Annotated in this window: 19 protein-coding genes; 2 read left to right on the top strand and 17 right to left on the bottom strand. The window is 36.2% G+C overall.

All coding sequences use genetic code 11. The features are described from left to right. Positions 1–165: 165 nt before the first annotated feature. Complete coding sequence (locus FNL60_RS05305; protein WP_002279950.1) at positions 166–1,674, top strand: ABC transporter permease; 1,509 nt, start codon at positions 166–168, stop codon at positions 1,672–1,674. Positions 1,675–1,689: 15 nt separating this feature from the next. Then, on the top strand, positions 1,690–2,346 hold the full coding sequence (locus tag FNL60_RS05300) for an ABC transporter ATP-binding protein (RefSeq protein WP_002279951.1): 657 nt from the start codon (positions 1,690–1,692) through the stop codon (positions 2,344–2,346). Positions 2,347–2,464: 118 nt separating this feature from the next. Here FNL60_RS05300 and FNL60_RS05295 read toward each other — a convergent pair whose 3' ends face one another. The 17 genes from FNL60_RS05295 to gyrA form a co-directional block, all read right to left on the bottom strand. Then, positions 2,465–3,985: an ABC transporter permease/substrate-binding protein gene (locus tag FNL60_RS05295; protein ID WP_002264279.1), complete on the bottom strand. Its 1,521-nt coding sequence runs from the start codon at positions 3,983–3,985 to the stop codon at positions 2,465–2,467. After that, entirely contained in the window at positions 3,985–4,707 is a 723-nt protein-coding gene (locus FNL60_RS05290; protein WP_002262244.1) for an ABC transporter ATP-binding protein, read from the bottom strand. The genes FNL60_RS05295 and FNL60_RS05290 overlap by 1 nt, the downstream gene beginning before the upstream one ends. Continuing rightward, the gene (locus FNL60_RS05285) at positions 4,704–5,186 is read right to left on the bottom strand and encodes a MarR family winged helix-turn-helix transcriptional regulator (protein WP_002267667.1); all 483 of its coding nucleotides are present in this window, start codon (positions 5,184–5,186) and stop codon (positions 4,704–4,706) included. Before FNL60_RS05285 ends, FNL60_RS05290 begins: the two co-directional genes overlap by 4 nt. After that, a complete protein-coding gene (locus FNL60_RS05280; RefSeq protein WP_002267666.1) occupies positions 5,186–6,148 on the bottom strand; it encodes a zinc-binding alcohol dehydrogenase family protein in 963 nt (320 codons plus the stop codon). Before FNL60_RS05280 ends, FNL60_RS05285 begins: the two co-directional genes overlap by 1 nt. A gap of 318 nt (positions 6,149–6,466) precedes the next feature. After that, complete coding sequence (locus FNL60_RS05275) at positions 6,467–7,591, bottom strand: AI-2E family transporter (protein ID WP_002262240.1); 1,125 nt, start codon at positions 7,589–7,591, stop codon at positions 6,467–6,469. 384 nt (positions 7,592–7,975) lie between these two features. Continuing rightward, on the bottom strand, positions 7,976–9,412 hold the full coding sequence (locus tag FNL60_RS05270) for a 6-phospho-beta-glucosidase (RefSeq protein ID WP_002280161.1): 1,437 nt from the start codon (positions 9,410–9,412) through the stop codon (positions 7,976–7,978). A 12-nt stretch (positions 9,413–9,424) separates the two neighbouring features. Beyond that, complete coding sequence (locus tag FNL60_RS05265; RefSeq protein ID WP_002265474.1) at positions 9,425–10,018, bottom strand: histidine phosphatase family protein; 594 nt, start codon at positions 10,016–10,018, stop codon at positions 9,425–9,427. Beyond that, entirely contained in the window at positions 10,015–10,629 is a 615-nt protein-coding gene (locus FNL60_RS05260; RefSeq protein WP_002265475.1) for a histidine phosphatase family protein, read from the bottom strand. The genes FNL60_RS05265 and FNL60_RS05260 overlap by 4 nt, the downstream gene beginning before the upstream one ends. Before the next feature lie 11 nt (positions 10,630–10,640). After that, a complete protein-coding gene (locus FNL60_RS05255; RefSeq protein ID WP_002262236.1) occupies positions 10,641–11,237 on the bottom strand; it encodes a histidine phosphatase family protein in 597 nt (198 codons plus the stop codon). 277 nt (positions 11,238–11,514) lie between these two features. Next, positions 11,515–11,787 (bottom strand): VOC family protein, encoded by a 273-nt coding sequence (locus FNL60_RS10615; RefSeq protein WP_326845864.1) that lies wholly within the window; start codon positions 11,785–11,787, stop codon positions 11,515–11,517. Positions 11,788–11,794: 7 nt separating this feature from the next. Beyond that, positions 11,795–12,436: an SGNH/GDSL hydrolase family protein gene (locus FNL60_RS05245; protein ID WP_002280160.1), complete on the bottom strand. Its 642-nt coding sequence runs from the start codon at positions 12,434–12,436 to the stop codon at positions 11,795–11,797. 65 nt (positions 12,437–12,501) lie between these two features. Beyond that, positions 12,502–13,314 carry a Cof-type HAD-IIB family hydrolase gene (locus FNL60_RS05240; protein WP_002280159.1) on the bottom strand — a complete coding sequence of 271 codons (813 nt, stop codon included), beginning with the start codon at positions 13,312–13,314 and terminating at the stop codon, positions 12,502–12,504. 218 nt (positions 13,315–13,532) lie between these two features. Next, entirely contained in the window at positions 13,533–14,786 is a 1,254-nt protein-coding gene (locus FNL60_RS05235; protein WP_002280158.1) for an NRAMP family divalent metal transporter, read from the bottom strand. A 280-nt stretch (positions 14,787–15,066) separates the two neighbouring features. After that, positions 15,067–16,038, bottom strand: coding sequence for a DUF1002 domain-containing protein (locus tag FNL60_RS05230; protein WP_002273362.1), 972 nt, complete (start codon positions 16,036–16,038; stop codon positions 15,067–15,069). An 83-nt stretch (positions 16,039–16,121) separates the two neighbouring features. After that, positions 16,122–16,526, bottom strand: a complete 405-nt coding sequence (gene gloA2 / locus FNL60_RS05225) for an SMU1112c/YaeR family gloxylase I-like metalloprotein (protein ID WP_002262231.1) — start codon at positions 16,524–16,526, stop codon at positions 16,122–16,124. A gap of 217 nt (positions 16,527–16,743) precedes the next feature. Further along, the gene (locus FNL60_RS05220) at positions 16,744–17,484 is read right to left on the bottom strand and encodes a class A sortase (RefSeq protein ID WP_002265480.1); all 741 of its coding nucleotides are present in this window, start codon (positions 17,482–17,484) and stop codon (positions 16,744–16,746) included. Positions 17,485–17,490: 6 nt separating this feature from the next. Continuing rightward, complete coding sequence (gyrA, locus tag FNL60_RS05215; RefSeq protein WP_002280157.1) at positions 17,491–19,953, bottom strand: DNA gyrase subunit A; 2,463 nt, start codon at positions 19,951–19,953, stop codon at positions 17,491–17,493. Positions 19,954–20,035: the final 82 nt, after the last annotated feature.

Genomic DNA, 20,035 nt, shown 5'->3' with positions numbered 1-20,035 from the left:
AAGCCTAAAAACTACTGCACAATAAAAAGGCGGGACATTCTGATCCTAGCCTCTTGAAATTTTAAACCTATTATCATTGATTTTAAGGCTCTTTTTAGTTTTCTTTCAGCCTGCTTTAAGCCAACCATCATAAACTGACTTCATCATTAGTTTGGAGGAATCCTTATGAATTTTATCAAACGTGCTTGGCTGGCAACCAAGGCTAAAAAAGGCCGAACTGCTCTCTTGACTCTAGTCACCAGTAGTATTCTTAACTTTGTATTAGCTGGACTTACCATTAAATCTGCGGCAGATAAGGCAGTTGATAATGCTAAAAAAGAGGCTGGAGCAACCGTCAATCTTCAGGTCAGCCGCGACTACATGATGAAAAAGGCTCAGCAATCATCATCTAGCCAATCAAACAATAACCAACCTCCGAAATTTGAGATGACTCCTATTTCTCTGTCAACTGCTCAGACTGTTGCTAAAATGGTTGGTGTTAAATCTTATCTCTATACCTCAACAACAACTGCCAGTGCCGGAAGTATCACTCCTATATCTACTAGTTCCAGTTCATCAAATTCTTCTGATTCTAATAGCAAAACGAACAATTCAGAAGGACCCAGCGGTCAAAATAGTAAAATGGATTCTGGTGACTTTACTATTACTGGCGTCAATACAAGCGCAAATGTTTCAGATTTTTCAAGTGGTACCAACAAAATAACTAAAGGAAAAGGTATCACAAGTCAAACTGCTGATAATGACGTTGTTATTGAATCTGATTTAGCTAAAGCAAACAATCTCGCTGTTGGTGATCGTTTTACAGTCAAAGTAACTACTGATAGCAGCAATACAGCGAAAACTTATATTCTTAAGGTTATTGGTATTTATAAATCTAGTTCAAGTGTAACCTCTTCTCAATTACAAAATAATGCATCTAACCCTTCCAATAATCTGTATGTCAATCTAAAGACAGCAAATACAATGAAGGGTCAAACCAATACTGTTGATGCTGCTACTTATACTTTATCAAACCCTGCTAGTATGAAATCATTTGTTAAAAAAGCCAAAAGTAAGATTGATACGCAAAAATTTACCATTGAAAGTAATGATCAAGTTTACCAACAAATGTTAACACCTTTAAACAATGTTGCTAGTTTTTCAAAAAATATTGTTCTCTTAGTTGCCCTAGCTGGTGCAGTAATATTAACATTGATTATTATTCTTAGTATCCGTGAACGACGTTATGAAATTGGCGTGCTTATGAGTCTCGGTGAAAATCGTTTAAAGATTATCGGTCAATTTTTCGCAGAGCTTTTCATGGTTACTTTGGTTTCCTTAGTCATTGCTATCGTAGCTGGTAACTTTGTTGGTAATGCAGTTGGAAATCAACTTCTTTCTCAACAGACAACTTCAAGTCAACAAAGTAGACAAATGGATGCTGGTCCGGGACAAAATGGTTCGAAAACTAATAGTCAGAAATCAAATCAACCTCCTTCTAGGGGTGGTCTTGGTGCTATGATGGGCACATCACAGGCAAATGTTGCTCAAATTAATAAACTAAACGTTAAACAGACACCTGAAAGCATCGCTAAACTTGGTGCCATCGCTCTTCTGATCACCTTTTTATCAATTATTCTGGCAAGTATTGGTATTATTCGTATGAAGCCAAAAGACATTTTATCTTCAAATTAGAAAGTAGGTTTTTCTATGACATTGAAAACAAATAACCTCAGTTACTGGTACAATAACAATCCTGATGATTATCTTTTCAAAGAAGTCAATCTTGAATTTGAAAAAGGGAAAGTCTATTCTATCCTCGGGCAATCAGGTAGCGGAAAAACTACTTTTCTATCTCTTCTAGCAGGACTTGACAGTCCTAAAAAAGGAGAAATCCTTCTTAATAATCAAAATATTAGTGAAAAAGGCTTAACTGATTATCGTAAAAATGCTGTCTCAACCATTTTCCAATCCTATAATCTTTTGCCTTATATGACAGCTCAACAAAATGTTGAAACCGCACTTGATATTTCATCTGTCAAGACAACAAGTGAAAAAATTGTAACATTATTTGATAATGTTGGTATTTCTGAAGATTTGATAGATAAACCTGTCTTACATCTCTCCGGAGGTCAGCAACAAAGAGTTGCTATCGTGAGGGCGCTCGCTAGCGAACACAATATCATTATTGCTGATGAACCAACTGGTAATCTAGACGAAACAACAACCAAAGATATTGTTACTATTTTTAAAAAGATTGCCCATGAGCAGAAGAAAACGGTGATTATTGTTACGCATGAACGAGAAGTTGCTGATAGTTCTGATATTATTTTCGAATTACGCAAAAAAGAATTTACATTAATTTAAAAGCAAGCGGTGATTTTCTTTTCGCCGCTTGCTTTTTACTAAGTCAGATTGTTTCTTATATGCTTGCATTCTTTTAGCATAAATATTAGTTTCAATTTTTTGAGCTCTTTTTAGGTTTTTATTTCAGCAAACCTGTTTTTTTGAGATAATGATGAGCTACTGTTTTAGCAGATTTTCCTTTGACTTTAACCTGATAATTCATGTCGCTCATTTGACTTTCTGTAATTTTTCCAGCTAAGCGATTCAGAATCTTTTTTAGTTCAGGATGTTTTTGTAACAATTTCTTTTTGAATAAAGGAGCTCCTTGATAGGGTGGGAAAAGATTTTTGTTATCCTTGAGAGTAACCAAGTCGTATTCCTTGATTTCTGAATCTGTTGAATAGGCGTCAGTGATGTCAATATCACCACTCTTAATTGCTTGATAGCGCAAAGCAGGTTCCATTGTACTCACCTGTAAATTAAGTCCATAAAGACTCTTCAATCCTTTGTTTCCATCTTTTCGGTCATTAAATTCGAGAGTAAATCCTGCTTTTGCTGTATTTTCAACCTTTTTCAAATCAGAAATAGACTTTAATCCTTTTTCTTTAGCAAATGATTTCTTAACAGCTACAGCATAGGTATTTTGATATTTCATGGGCTTTAGATAGACAAGATTGTCCTGTTTTAAAATACCATCACGTGCTTCTTCGTAAACTGTTTGAGGATTATTGGACGTTTTAGGTGGATTTTTTAGAAGACTACTTGTAATTGTTCCAGTAAACTCTGGGTAAATATCAATATCACCTTTTTTTAGGGCTTCATAAAGAAAGGTTGTTTTTCCAAAATTAGGTTTGACTTTTACTGATAGGTGACTATCTTGCTCAATTAATTCTTTATACATATTAATCAGGACTTCTGGTTCAGGTCCCATTTTACCAGCAATGACAATTTCTTTCTGACTCTGACTGGCTTTAATCACATTTGGAAGATAAGAGGCGCCCAAACCAATCAACATGATAAAAAAGGCAAGCATAATCTTTTTCAGCGAAGCTTTTTCTAAAAATTTAATAGCGAGATTAAAAAGAATAGCTAAAAGAGCTGAAGAAATAGCTCCTATTAAAATCAGAGAAGTGTTGTTACGATCAATTCCAAGAAGAATGAAGGAACCCAACCCTCCAGCTCCAATCAAGGCTGCCAAGGTCGCTGTCCCAATAATCATAACAGCCGCTGTCCTTACTCCAGAAATGATAACTGGCATAGCCAGCGCTAATTCAAATTTTTTCAGTCGCTCCCACTTGGTCATACCGAAAGCTTGACCAGCTTCGACCAAACTTGGGTCAATAGTTGTTAGACCAGTGATGGTATTTTGCAAAATTGGAAAAAGGGCATAGATAACCAGAGCCGCTACGGCTGGCACCGTTCCAATCCCCATAAAAGGGATGAATAAGCCTAAAAGAGCCAGAGAAGGAATCGTTTGGAAAATCCCTGAAATTTGTAAAATAATCTCTGCTATTCTCTTTCGATGACTGATAAAGATAGCCAGAGGAACAGCAAGGATAATGGCTATTAAAAGTGACAATAAAGATATTTGTAAATGCTCTAACAAGGACTGTGTCCAGTCAGCAAAGCGATTTTGGAAGGTTGCCATTAAATCGGTCATTAGTTATCACCTCCAAATAAATCTGCCACAAAATCATTGACCGGATTTTGCGCCATATCTTTAGGACTAGCCAATTGAATAATCCGCCCCTTTTGAAAAATAGCAATTCGATCTGCTAACTTTTTGGCTTCTTCAATATCATGCGTTACAAAAACAACTGTCATTCCTAATTCTTTTTGTAAAGAGAGTGTCAAATCTTGTAGTTGTTTTCTCGAAATAGGATCCAAGGCTGAAAAAGGCTCGTCCATTAAAAGAATATGGGGATTTGCAATAATGGCACGTAGAATACCTACCCGTTGTTGCTCACCACCTGATAGGTCACGTGGATAACGTTCCAAATACTTATCTGCTGGCAAGCCAGCTTTATCAAGTAATTTCTTCGTTTTTTCGAGTCGATCTGCTTTTGACCAAGCCTTCATTTCAGGAATCAATTCAATATTTTCTCTGACAGTCAGATTGGGGAAAAGAGCAATTTGCTGAAGAACATAACCCATATCTAAACGTAATTCTCTTAAAGAAATGTCAGTGATGTTTTTATCATTTAAATAAATATCTCCTTGACTGGGAGTGATTAAGCGATTAATCATCTTGAGGGTAGTCGTTTTACCGCTGCCACTGGGACCAATCAAAACAAAGAATTCTCCCTTGGCAATTTCAAAGTTAAGATCGGCAATGACCCGGTTATCCCCGTAAGATTTAGTAATATTTTCAAATCGAATCATAACTTCTCCTTTGTAGCTTTTTCTCCTTCTCCTTGAACAAAATAAAGCTGCATTTGTGATAATAAAGCTTGATAATAATGTCCCGTCAATTGAATCATTGTTTGTTGCTCTTGAACAGACAAACTATTAAAGGCGGCTTCTTCCATTTTCTCTAAAGGAGCAATAATGGATGCAGCATATTCTTGACCTTGAGAAGATAAAATTATTTTCTTTTCACGACGATCTGTTTGTGACTTGAGAAAAACGATATAATTTTTTTCATTCCATCTTTTTAAGGTAGCGTTAACCACTTGTTTAGTTGAATAAGTTTTTTCAACAATTTGTTTTTGTGTGATTCCTTGTGGATTATAATAAAGCCAAAGAAGGATAAAAAGAGATTTGCTTTGCAGACTGTTCTTTCGAGCGTAATGCTCATAAAGAGACATCTGCTGATCAAAGATACGTAAATATTGCTTTGTCTGCTTTTGTGATTTCGTCATTAGGCATCTCCGTTCAATACAATAACTTTGCCAAAAGCTTGAGGACTTTCTAAGTAGTCATGTGCTTCTTTAATGTGATCAATAGTAAAAATCTTTTCCGCCTTAATAGGAACAGCATATTTAGCAATAAAATCAAAGAGCTCTTGCAATTTGTTTAAATTGATATTGCCAGAATAGAAAGTTGTTAGATAAATGTTATTTTGCAGAGCCATGATGGGATCAAAATTGTCCAAGGTCCATTGACCGCCTAATAAACCAACTAGACAGATAATACCACCATCAGCAACATGGTTTAAAGTATCATCAATACAAGCAGGACCTATCAAATCCAAAACCTTATCAAATTTTTGCTTCGTTTGTAAACAGCTATCTCGGTCAATAATAACCTCATCATAGCCGCTATCTAAAAGTTGTTGCTTTTTTGCAAGAGAACGTACACTGGCAGTCACCTTGATCTCAGGCAAGGAAGCCTTTAATAAATTGAGAAAAGCTAAAGCAACACCGCTTGCTCCTGCTCGAACAAGAACAAGATCCTGCTTTTTCAATTTCAAATTTTTATAGGCACCGTAAGCTGTATAATAGCTCTCAGGAGCTGCTGCCAACTTATCCCAAGTTAGATTTGTTTTTATAGGGTAAATTTGTTCATTTGGCAAAAGGACATATTCAGCATAGCTGCCATCAAATGCTCTTCCCATCTCTCCCATAATGGAAACAACTTTCTGTCCATGGAAGAAATGGTTTTTATCCGATGTTTCTTCAATAATACCGACACATTCAATGCCTAAAACCCTTGGAAAAACAACAGACGGCGAGTAACCCTTACGCGTAAAAATTTCAGAACGATTGATACCGAATCCCTTAATTTTTACCAGAGACCAACCTTCCTTAATTTTAGGAATCTCTCTTTCCACAACTTTTAATTGTTCAGATGAGCCCGGTTGTTCAACGAGTACTGCTTTCATTGTAAACAAGCCTCCTAATAATAATTAGGTTTAGTATAACATGACAAAATTAAATAGTCAAATATTTTTACTATTTAAGAGTTGTTTTTTAAAAATTGGATCATCCAATCTTTTAACTCATTATCCACCAAAAATATAACTCAAAGATTTTAAGAAGGTATCATTATCCTTACAACTGCTGTCATTATAGGTCTCATAATGCCTGTCGAATCCGTAACGACCCCAGTACATATAAATTGAAAAGACCTAATTTCAAAAGAAACATTAAAATGCCCATCTTTTTTTAAAGTATATATACTTAAAAACCCAAGAGGTAAATTATTTCTCTTGGGAAGCTTTTTGTGTTTGCTTTTGATAAACATGATCTTTAATAATTTGATAAAGGCTGGCTAAAATAGGTACAGCCATCAGCATACCAACTAAACCTGCTAAAGCACCGCCAATAGTAATGGCCAGCAGAACCCACATAGATGGTAAACCAATAGAGCTGCCAACAACTCTTGGATAAATCACATTGCCTTCAAACTGTTGCAGCAAAATAACAAAGACAAGAAAGACAACTGCCTGTGAGAAGGACTGTGTCAAAATTAATATAGTTCCAATAGTAACACCAATGTAAGCACCAACAACCGGTATCAGAGCAGTAAAAGCAATCAAGATCCCAATTGTCGCTGCATAAGGTAAGTTAAATAGCATCATACCAATAGCTGTCAATGTTCCTAAGATCATGGCTTCTAAAGTCTGACCAACAAAAAAACCATGAAAGCGACTGTGCAAAATACCAACAAGATAATGAACTGTCCCAGAATATTTACCAAGGTAAGTATCAATTAGAAGATTAAACTGACGCCCTAATTTCTCTTTATTAGCTAGAACATACATGGAAAAGATAATACTAACAAAAATTGAAATTAAAGCTGATGCTATTGAAGTAACCGAAGTTAGTACATTTGTTAAAACACTCAAAAATTGACTCAAAATTTGTCGGCTGTAATTAGAAATGAGGCTGCTAATTTGTGTATCTCCTCCAAAAGATGCTAACATTTTGGAAACCCATTTATTGTGTTGGACTTCATTGATGATATTTTGAATATCCTTTGGGTTAATAGACAGCAAGGATTTAAGGCTAGCAATCAAATCTGGTAGAACAATGGTAAAAATGAGAACGACAACAAGCACAAAAGTTGCATAAGCTAAAACCATAGTCAAAGGCCGTTTAGCCTTCAAAAGACTTTGTGACTTAATCAATTTATCATAAAGTCTTTCATAGGCACTCATAACAATGTTAACAATATAACCAATGGCAGCTCCTGTTAAAAAAGGAGATAGAGCAGACAAAAAAGTATTCAATATTTTAGCTCCTGCTGACCAGTTTGCCAAAATTGCATAACAAATGACAAAGACCAAAACAGGATAAGCAACATAAGATTTTTTGATTTTCATAACTGTTATTATACACTAAATTAGCCTTAAAAAGATAGGAAATAACTAAAAAAACAGATTTTTAAAAATCTGTTTCAGAGTGTAAACAAAGTTTTTTTATAAGACTTTCCTTGGGTTCAAATCTTCCGAGTGGCAGAAACAGTGAAGCTTCTGCCACTTTTATCACGGCGGAAAGTTCTCGATTAGGGCTTGCTTCGCTTGCAAATCAATGCCATTTAAATTGGCTTTTGCAGAATTTCAAAACATATATGTATAGACAAACATACTATTTTTTAAAACTCTACAAATTAAAATTATTTCCTTATTGACGAGCAAAGCGATCACTAAATAAGACTCTTTCTTCAGACTAAACAGATTAAGTCTGTTCTGTTTTTTTACTTTAAACTACAAGTCTGTTCCATTAGAAGCAATGACTTTCTTATACCAGTCAAACGATTTCTTTTTAGAGCGCTTAAGAGTGCCATTACCAGTATTATCACGGTCAACATAAATGAAGCCATAGCGTTTTTTCATTTCACCCGTACCTGCAGAAACAAGGTCAATACAGCCCCAAGTGGTATAACCTAGGAGTTGAACACCATCTTCATTAATCGCAGCATTCATAGCCTTAATGTGTTCGCGCAAGTAATCAATCCGATAATCGTCTTCAACATAGCCATTTTTATCTGGCTTATCAATTGCTCCAAGACCATTTTCAACAATGAACATTGGCTTTTGATAGCGATCCCAAATGGTATTAAGAGTAATCCGAAGACCGAGCGGATCAATTTGCCAACCCCATTCAGATGATGACAAGTAAGGATTTTTAATAGAGGCAAAGATATTCCCTTGCGTTTCGTCGTTAATTTTTGGATCAGCAGAAGCCACTCGGCTTGAATAATAAGAGAAAGAAACAAAGTCAACTGTATTTTCTTTTAAGAGCTGTAAATCTTCTTGCGTCATGATAATATTCAGACCATCACGTTCAAATTGCTTTTTAGCATAATTAGGATACTCTCCCCGCGCCTGGACATCAATAAAGAAATAATTAGAACGATCCTCCTTCATAGCTTTCCAATAATCACTAGGATTGCAAGTATTCGGATAATACTGTCCAGCTGCCAACATACAGCCAACTTGATTTTCTGCATCAATTTCATGTGCTAGCTTAGTAGCAATAGCTGACGCGACCAATTCATGATGAGCAGATTGATACTTCACCTCTTCTTCATTTTCACCTTCTTCAAAATACAAACCTGCTCCCATAAATGGTGCATGAAGAATCATATTGATTTCATTGAATGTCAACCAATATTTAACAAAACCCTTAAATCGTGTAAAAAGTGTACGGCAAAGACGTTCATAAAATTCTAACATCTTACGATTACGCCAACCACCATATTCTTCAATCAAGTGCATAGGGCAATCAAAATGTGTTATGGTCACCAATGGTTCAATGCCGTATTTATGACATTCCTTAAACAAATCCTCATAGAATTGCAAACCAGCTTCATTAGGTTCTAACTCATCTCCCTGTGGAAAAATACGCGTCCAAGCAATCGAAAGACGATAAGTTTTGAAGCCCATTTCTCCAAAAAGAGCGATATCTTCTTTGAAATGATGGTACATATCAATGGAATCTTTAGCTGGATAAAAATAACCTTCTTCAAAGTCAAACATCTTCTTTTTACCAGCAATAATCGGAAAGCGATCTTCACCGATTGGCACAACGTCAACATTGGCTAAACCACGGCCATCAACATTATAGGCGCCTTCGCATTGGTTAGCAGCTGTTGCACCACCCCATAAAAATCCCTGTGGAAACGGTTTTAATTTTATCATTCTAAACTCCTTTTATAAATTGATTATTTTTTCTTCTAAAGTATCAATAAAGCGTACAAGATCAAATTGGTCAGTCTCGTAGTGAAATTCTAAAACGCAACAATTACTTGGAAAGAAAGTCAATTTCTCTTCTAAGCCAAGAGCCAGTAAAAATTGTGACAAAGCACCTGCATGACTAACTGCTAAAACAGTTTTGCCAGCTTCTGCTTGAGCAATAGCTGTCATTGTTTTTAATAAGCGCTCTTGAACAGCTCTGTCTGTTTCACCGCCAAATTTTTCATAGTAATTACCTGTTTCCCGACGAACTGTACGCGGTGGATGTAGGTATTCTTGTTGACCTTCATAAGCTCCAAAGTTCATCTCTTTCAATCCCTTGAGACGTTTATATACTGTCCGTCCTGTTACTAATTCTAGGGTATCGCTGGCACGTTCAGCGGTTGAACAGTAGAGACTATTAAAAGTCAAACCCAATTTCCTGAGATAGTTGCCAGCTTGTTTAGCCTGCTCAATTCCCACTTCTGTCAAAGGGGAATCCGACCAGCCCTGAATACGTTTTTGGACATTGAATAAGGTCTGACCATGTCTCATCAAATAAATGGTTGTCATCTTTGGTCTCCCTTTCTATAAACAAAACTGGCATCATCTGGATTGTAAATAGATAAAAGATCAAATTCACCATTGTCATAGTAAAAATGCAAAATAGCACAGTTGTGCATACCGCGAATTTGTGGTGGATCAGCTAGAATATGACGAAAAAACTGAGCAATGGCGCCACCGTGACTGACAGCAAGAATGGTTTTGGCAGAGCTATTTTCTAGCAAGTTTCTGACAGTCTCTCCCATACGCTCACGTACGTCTTGATTTGATTCACCACCATGGACAACAAAATAATCGCCATAACCAACACCACCAGCTTGCAAAGGAGGATTGAGGTATTCCTGTTGCCCTTCAAAAGTTCCAAAATCCCATTCTTTCAAGCCTTTCAAGCGAATAATATCTTTTCGTCCTGAAACGATTTCCGCAGTGTCACAGGCACGTTCTTGTGTGGAAGAATATATTTCTTCAAAAACAATTCCCTTATCTTTAAAATAATCTGCTGCTTGTTGAGCTTGTTTAATACCAAGTTCGGTCAGGGGTGAATCACAAACTCCTTGGATTCTGTGCTGCTCATTAAAGCGTGTTTGCCCATGCCGCATCAAATAAAAATGTTTACTCATACAAGAATCACCTAAATATCAAAAGAAATATTTTTCAAGGGATCAATAACACTAAGCAAGTTCAGATGACCATTCTCATACTGGTACTTGCAAATAGCACAATTTCCAAAACGAAGATCCTGAGGCAATTGAATGTTCAATTCAAGTATCAATCCATATAATGCTGCACCATGACTGACCATCAACAGCGTTTGGGCTGACTGTTTTTTCAAAGTTGTAAGAATTGTTTCATAAATACGTTTACCCACTTGAGCAATATCTTCACCACCATAAGGAACCAGTAAGTCTTCAAAAGAAGACGAACCAGGTCTAAAACGAGGCAGCAAGCTTTCTGGTTGAGCTTCAAAAATCCCGAAATTCATTTCTTTCAATCCCTTCAACTGTTGATAAGATTGATTTGTAATCAATTTCAAAGTATCTGTCGCCCGCTCCTGTGTTGAGGAATAGACCTTATCAAAAGTAATTCCTTTTTCTTGAAAATAATCTCTCACTAATTTTGCTTGAGTAATTCCCAGATCAGTCAAGGGAGAATCACACCACCCTTGAACGCGCTTTTGTGTGTTAAATAAGGTTTCTCCATGGCGCATAAGATATAGCGTTTGAACCATTTTTTATCATATTCCTTTCAAAATGGATAAAAAATTGAATAATCATCACCAGAACTTCGTCTCCTTAGTCATTAAAACACTTGTTCACCAATTACAATTCATTTTTTATCTTAATACTTGTATTATACCTTAGAATAAATAGTTTTTCTTGTAAAATAATCAGGTATACTGATACTATCATACGATAGCACTAAATTGTATTTTCAATTTGATTGCTTTTTATTCCTAAAATAAAAGATTTATAATAACCGTCCCTTTAAACCATTCTGTCATTTTATCAACCTTTTTTGCTACCTACACTAAAAGCTAGGTGTATAAAGCCGAGATGCTCTTGAGTTAGCTTATCATGATTAATATTTTTCTTGCTTATAATTTCCAAACGTACACTATCATCAGAAGATAAAAAATACGACTTAAATCTCTTCTTTCGATTATGATAGAGTTCATTTGCTTGATCATCAAAGTATTTTTCAAAAAACCTTCTCACTGTTTCCAAATCTTTAACATACTTGGCTACTAGATTGGGTGTTTGATTTCCTTTGGATTCTATTTTTTTCTTATAAGTCTGTTTTTATGGTTTGAGCAATTTTATCATAGGCTGTTTGAGTCAAATGCAGTCCGTCCGTCGTATAATCCTCAGCTAATTCTCCTTTTTCATCTAACAATAATGGATATAAATCAATATAGTTAACCCCAGATAAAACCTGTAAATGCTGATTTAACACCTGAATAAGTGCATTATTTCTGATTTTTACCTTACCAGCATACTGATCAGATTCATTGACTGGTAATACAGACAATACATAAATCTTTGTCAAAATATGATTAGCTCTAATTTGAGCAATGATATCCGAGATCCTTGCGACAATGTCTAACAGAGGATAACCTCTACCGATATCATTAATGCCAATCATCAAGAAAACTTTAGCAGGACTCAAAGTCAACACTTGATCTTCTATATGTTCCAAAAGCCAAACAGAATCTGTCCCAGCTATTCCTCTATTGACTAAAGGTAAATCATGACCTAGATATTTTTTCAAAGGGAAAAACTCAGTGATGGAATCTCCTGCAAATACGATACTATCCGCTTTAACCTTACTGTTGGCTTTCTGAAAAGTTTGCAGCCGTTTCATTTGATAGGTAGTCAATTCAGCACTCCCTCTTTCTTTTTGACGTTTTTTAGCAGTTCTATTTTCCAATATTTTATCCCCTTAAATCCATTATGATAGCAAAAAAACTGTTTAAAACAAGTTTTTTGCATGCACTAATCAATAGAAGATAGATAATTATCAATAACGTCTAAGACTCCAGATTCATCATTTGACTTAGCTTGATAATTAGCAGCTGCCTTAACATTTTTAGGTGCATTAGCCATAGCATAAGAATACTTAGCTAGTTTTAGCATTTCAATATCATTTCCGCCATCACCAAAAGCCATTAAATGATCACCAGTAAAATTCCAACGTTTCAATAACTGCTGTAAGGCCCATCCCTTGTGCAGTCCTTTTGTAATAATATCAATATAACCAAAACCGCTGACCGTTCCTACCAAGCGCTGACTTGTTTTATAATCAGCAATAGCCTTTATGATTTGAGCTGACTCCTCTTCTTTAACCTGCAAGGTCAACTTAAAAAAGCGTTCATCAGGAAGAGGGGAAAACGAGTTCACAAGTTCTAAAACAGGAAAGAAAGGTGAAAGCATTTTGACAATATTCTCAGAAACGCCCTTTTTTAGATAGCCTTTCTTTTCTCCCGATAAGACAACAACAGCTTGAGGATACTTCTCTTCAATAAAGTAAATGATACTGGCGATATCCTCTCTTTGCTGGAAAACTTCAACCAAGGATTGATTTTTAGAAATAATATTAGCACCATTTTCACCGACAAAAGTTAACTGCTCATGACAATCAGGAAAATGTTCGCGCAATTGACGGTATGGATTGCTGCTTGCGACAACAAAGCGAATATCTCTTTCTTGCAGTTGTTTTAAGATTCTCTGAAATCGGTTATGATCGTAACTCCCTTTAGAATTTAAGAAGGTTCCATCCATATCGGTTGCAATAACTTTCACACTCATTTCTTCTCCTCTAACTAGCTAGTGTAATTAATCTTAGATAAATAATAACAATATTATTTTAAATCAAATAATATTTCTAATTCGTTCGACTGACTGTATTCGAAGGCAAAATCGGATCCCTTTTAAAGTTCTGGCATAAAATCACTTACTTCCTGTCATTATTATAACACACAAAAAATTTAAAAAAATTAAAAGACACCCTAAAGTGCCTCTTGTTATTAGCTGAGTAGACCAGTTATATAAACCAGAAAGAAAATAGCAAAACCAGCCAGATAAATCAAACCAAAAATTGATAACCAATTCAGCCAAACAGATAGCTTGTGCTCCTTGTTATTAACCAATGAATAATTCAAATAAGCATAAACTGGCGTTGTCAGGAAAGACGCAATCATAGCAAAGCGCATTAGAGTTGCAACATCACCTGCAAATAAAAGAACAATAATAATCCCAATAATAGATGTAAAGACCATCCAAACATTAAGCACCTTTTGTGAAGCTTCCTTTCGTCCAAACAGTAAGCGCATGGTTTCATTATTGGCACGCGAATAGCCATCAATAACTGTAATGGTTGTACCAAAGATGCACAAAAAGGCAATGAAGGCAATCAAAAGACGAGACCAAGCACCAAAGGACGATTCATACATATTGATAAACTGGGCAATGTAAGCTGCACTAGCACTCTTAACTTGTTGGCCTGAACCAAATTGAATCAAAGCACCCAGTGCCAAGAAGATAAATGCAAGAACCGCTGTTCCGATATAACCAACGTTAAAGTCAAAAATACCATCAGTCAGAGAAACTTTTGCTGTCTTGCGCTTTTCAACCGTCCACATAGAATTGATAGCCGAAATTTCAATCGGAGCTGGCATCCAGCCCATCAAAGAAACAATAAAAGGCAGGGCTGTTAGTTGCCACGGTGATGGTGCTGTGAAATCTGGAGCATATTCTCTATGTTTAAAGAGAGCAATAACAACAGCCAAGGTTGTCGCCAAAGTCAAGGCTGTCATCACCCACTTAGATAAGCCATCAAGAAAACGATAACCTCCAATTAAAAGCATTGCCAAGGTTACTATGATAAGGGCTGTTGTTAATTGCGAGATAGACAGGCCAAATCCATTCGGGAAGATATTATAAAGAATTGCCGCAGCTAGAATTCCAACAGCTGCTGTATTGACAACAGCTGAGAATATATTCATGATAAAAAATACCCACAAATAAAATTTCCCTTTTTCTTTGTAGCCTTCAATCAGACTTTTATTATTTTGCAGTGTGTATTGCGAGCCAAAACGAAAAAATGGATATTTAAACAAGTTAACCAATAAAACAATAATGGCCAACTGCCAGCCGTAAATAGCGCCTGCTTGCGTTGATGATACAATATGGGATCCACCAACAGCTGCTGATGCCATAAGGATCCCCGGTCCCATAGCTTTAAATTTGCTTTTCCATGTTGAGCGTTCCTCTTCCGCCATAAACTTTTCTCCTTTTTATAACTTAAATTATCAGAGTTTTCTGAATATGATGTACAATTATTATAACATTGATAGAAAAGCTGTCAAGAGTATTTTCAGAAAATTTCAATAAATTATTTAACTCAATTAGAATGGGATACCTTATTAGAACAGACGGCTATGATTGCAGCGCAATAACCTATAAAAGAGTCTAATCGTGAAGATTACGTATAAAAAATCGGATTGTTAGCCTTAACCTACTCAAAACAAGACTAAATAACTTAGGGAAGTTATTATGATTTTAGGAAAATAATCCTGTAAAAAAATTAACAAGCCATTGCCAGATTTTAGCAAAAAAACCTTTACCGGACTCAATAGCTTTGTTAGCATTAAACTTTAAGTTGAGTCCCTTAAAAGTTGATTTAGCATTAGCAACAATACTGTCTTTTAGAGAATTCAGAGTTGATTTAAACCCTTTATTGTGAATAACCTCACTCTTTGAAAGTTTAAATGCAAAATTAACGATTAATGTTATTTGTTTGTCAGTCATTGAAGAATTTAAATTGTAATTTTTCAACGTATTCTCAACAATCTTTCGAACTTGATCTTTTGTTAATTTATCACCTGAATCAGCCACTGCAGATTTAATGTCTGTTAGAGCAACATTAAGCTTATCAGCATCATAACTTTCTTTTCCTTTATTTTCCTCATTAATTCCAGAAAGGGTATTGAGTTCTTCTTGAGCCAAATTTTTACTTTCTTCAGAAACGCTTGCACCATTTTCTTCAAGTGAGTAATAAATACCCGCTAAAGCTGATTCTCCCGTTACAGCAATTGGTGCTGCAACTGTAATTTTAGCATGTTCAATTCCAAGCGTTACAGCGGCATTTCGATACATATCCTGTGTCACTTTCGTGATGTTTTCAGGAGTAACAATCTGCACATCAAGTGTTTCCTTATTACCTAATTTTTGAATCTTAACAGATGAATATAACTGCAAACTTGGATCATCAGCAACATTCATAATTTTAGCATAGCTGCTTGTATTTAGTGTTTTAACATTGGTATCCTTATCAGCACTATAACCCAACAAATTCAATGTTTGACTGCGCTGCTCTTCACTTAAAGAATACCCCATAACATAGTCTGGCTGAACATAAGATTCATCAATAACCTTCTGAACAGAATCGTTGCCGCTAGCAGCAACGAAACTTAAAGGTACTATAGAAGTCAGAAAAAGTATTCCGCCTATTAATAATTTTCGTAAAATCATCATTCTTCCTTTCTTATTGTCTTTCTCTTATTCTTAATCATGAGAGTTAGCTTTTTAAACTGAAAACTAGCAATTTTTCATGTCTATTCATGTAATTCCAAAGGCAGACCATCTGGATCAAAAAAGAAAGCCATTTTTTTACCTGTATAATCATCATAACGAACCTCTTCAACTCTTATACCTAAAGCTATCAACTCTTGCCTAGATGCCTCAACATCTTCTACATAAAAAGCTAGATGTCTCAAGCCACAAGCTTCTCGCGGCCAACTGATACGCTCTGGTGGGGCGCAGTAATTAGAGTCCGTTAACTTATTTCCAAAAATTTCTAACTCAATATCACCACATTTCAAATCAAGTTTGTAATCATGACGTTTCGGCCTGTGATTTTCTCGAATGACTTCAAAACCCAATTGATTAACATAAAACTCATAAGATTTATCATAATCCGAAACTATCAAAGCAACATGATGAACTGCTTTTAATTTCATTTTTGTTTTTCCTTTCAAAATATTGCCATTAGTGACAATCAAGTAGAGGCTAATCTCTAACTCCTCTCACACCATCACACCAGCGTACGTACTATTAGACATATAGCAGCGGTTCAACTAACTTCTCATGATTCCTTGTTATTACGTTTGCAATGCTCATGAGACCTCACAGAATAAGTCGTACCTAAAAGAAACTCGTTAGAGCGAGTTTCTTGTTTTAAAATGATATTTGATTATAGGACTGCCTAAAAGCTTTTTTTATCTTTTTGGAAGTCTTATTAAAATCAGTTTCCCCCTTATATGTGCCATGAACAATTGTTCTGGCAGTCGCCCCCGCATCTGTACAAGTGACCAAAGTAACTTCATTTTGTCCCGGCCGATTGTCAATAACTTCTACATGTTCAGGTGTGACAGTTTTCACTTCACTAATAACATAAGTATAAACCTTATTTTTATCAGTCAGATAAATTTCCATGCCTTCTTTTGCACGTTCTAAAGGTGAAAAGAGCATCTGTGAAGATCCGGTCATACCAAAAACATGATGGCTAGCAAGAGCATAATTATTTTCTCCCATGACTTGGTCATTTTTCATCGTTCCAGCACCATATGTTAAGCCAACATTATCTAATCCTTTGAAGATTGGTAAGTTGATTTTTAAGTCTGGAATGGCAATTCCGCCAATTACAGGAAGCTTCTGAGCAGCCATTTGTGCTGCCAGTACCGATTGAGTACTGATGGATTCCACCTTTTTAAAATCAAAGGAAGAATGGGCAGCCTTGTTGCGTTCAATCTCCTTCTTGCTAACATTGGAAACCTGATATCTATTGGTATTCCAAGCAATTAGAGTATTTCTAATTGGAGTATTGAAGATTAGTGCTAAACCAATCACTAATAAAAGGATAGGCAGAAAGGTCCTTAAAAAACTTCGTTTTTTCCTAGATTGACGTTCTTTTTTCATTGCTAGCTACTCATTTTCATTATTATTTAGTGAAGTGCCTTCTATTACTTCAGACTTGACCAAAGCAAAGGTTACAATCTTAGCATTTTCATCTAGGCGCATCACTTTGACACCCATAGCTGAACGCCCAGTCTGAGAGATATCGGCAACACTTGTACGAATGATAACACCAGTATCCGTAATAATCATGATATCTTCATCATCATTGACAGTGACAAGTCCAGCGAGAGGTCCATTTTTAGCGGTGATATTGGCAGTTTTAATTCCTTTACCACCACGTCCTTTAGTCGGGTATTCACTGGCAGGTGTTTGCTTACCATACCCTTTTTCTGTAATGGTTAGAACATTGCGATTATCTGCTATGTGATCTGCACCAATGACATAATCATTTTTCCTGAGATTAACACCTTTCACACCAGTTGCCAAACGTCCCATATTGCGGACAGCAGATTCTTGGAAACGAACAGAATAACCTAAATGTGTCCCAATAATGATATCCTCTTGACCATTGGTCAAAAGAACGTTGATCAATTCATCATTATCGCGCAGACTCAGCGCTTTGAGACCATTTTGACGAATATTGCCAAAGGCAGACACACTAGTCCGTTTGACAACTCCTTGTCTAGTCGTAAAGAATAAATACTTATCATGAAAATCATCTGATTTCACATTGATTATGGTTTGAATCGTTTCACCATCATCTAATTTCAGTAAATTGACGATAGGTAAGCCCTTTGCAGTTCGGCCGTATTCAGGAATTTCATAACCTTTGAGACGATAAACTCTCCCTTGATTAGTAAAGAAGAGCATGGCATCATGCGTACTTGTTGATACCAGTTCACGAACAAAGTCATCATCATTGACGCCTGTTCCTTGGACACCACGACCGCCTCGTTTTTGTGTACGAAACTCATCTTGACCAAGACGTTTAATATAACCCTTATTAGATAAAGTAATCAGAACATCTTCTTCTTCAATCAAGTCTTCATCTTCGAGTGACAGGACTTCACCAACCATTAATTCTGTTCGGCGTTGATCAGCAAATTTGCGTTTGATATCTTCAAGTTCATCCTTGATGATTGTGATAACACGTTCTGGTTTAGCCAAAATATCAGCTAAATCAGCGATCAATGCTAAAAGGTCATTATATTCTGACTGAATTTTATCACGTTCCAAGCCGGTCAAGCGACGCAGGCGCATATCAAGAATGGCTTGACTTTGTCTTTCGGATAAATCAAAACGACTCATTAATTCAGCTTGAGCAATGGTATCTGTCTCACTATTGCGGATAATGGTAATAACTTCATCCAGATGATCAAGAGCAATCAGTAAACCTTCTAAGATATGAGCCCGGCTTTCAGCTTTAGCCTTATCAAACTTAGTACGTCTAACAATGACTTCTTTTTGATGGTCAATATAATTATCTAAAATCTGTCTCAAGGACAAAATTTTAGGGACACCCTTCTCAATAGCTAACATGTTAAAACTAAAATTAGTTTGTAGACTTGTTAACTTAAAAAGATTATTTAAAATAACATTAGCACTAGCATCACGGCGGACTTCAATAATAAAACGAACGCCTTCACGGCTGGATTCATCTCGAACAGCAGTGATACCTTCAATGCGTTTTTCTTGTGCTAAGCGAACAATATGCTCATGTACTTTAGTTTTATTGACCATATAAGGAAATTCAGTAACAACAATGCGTTCACGTCCTGACTTCGTTTGCTCAATCTCAGTGCGAGCACGCAAAACAATAGAACCCTTTCCTGTATCATAGGCGCGATGTATACCCGATTTTCCCATGACAAGAGCTCCTGTTGGAAAATCGGGGCCGGGTAGTACTTCCATTAGGTCACGCGTTGTCACGTCAGGATTATCCATAACTAATTTGACCGCATCAATTGTTTCTCCCAAATTATGAGGTGGAATATTAGTGGCCATTCCAACAGCAATACCTGTCGCTCCATTAACCAGAAGATTTGGAAAACGTGACGGTAAAACTAAAGGTTCACGTTCAGAACCATCATAGTTATCTGCAAAATCAACTGTATTTTTATTAATATCACGAAGCATTTCCATAGCAATTTTGCTCATACGCGCTTCTGTATAACGCTGCGCTGCAGCGCCATCTCCGTCCATAGAACCAAAATTTCCATGACCATCAACCAACATGTGACGGTAAGACCACCATTGTGCCATCCGAACCATGGCTTCGTAAATAGATGAATCTCCATGCGGATGGTATTTACCCATGACATCACCTGTAATACGCGCTGATTTTTTATGCGGCTTGTCAGGAGTAACCCCCAATTCATTCATGCCATATAAAATACGACGATGAACAGGTTTTAATCCATCGCGAACATCTGGAAGAGCCCGAGCAACAATAACACTCATAGCATAGTCAATAAAACTCGTCTTCATTTCACTTGTTAAATTGACATCTACTAAATTTCTATCTTGCATTAAAAAATGCCTCATTTCTAGTCTAAAACTCTTTTATATTATATCACAAATAAGGCTCTTTTTCAGCTATTCTACTATAGTT

This window comes from Streptococcus mutans, assembly GCF_006739205.1.
Classification (GTDB): domain Bacteria; phylum Bacillota; class Bacilli; order Lactobacillales; family Streptococcaceae; genus Streptococcus; species Streptococcus mutans.
The sequence above is the reverse complement of the archived record's forward strand: the minus strand, read 5'-3'. Positions and strand labels throughout refer to the sequence as shown.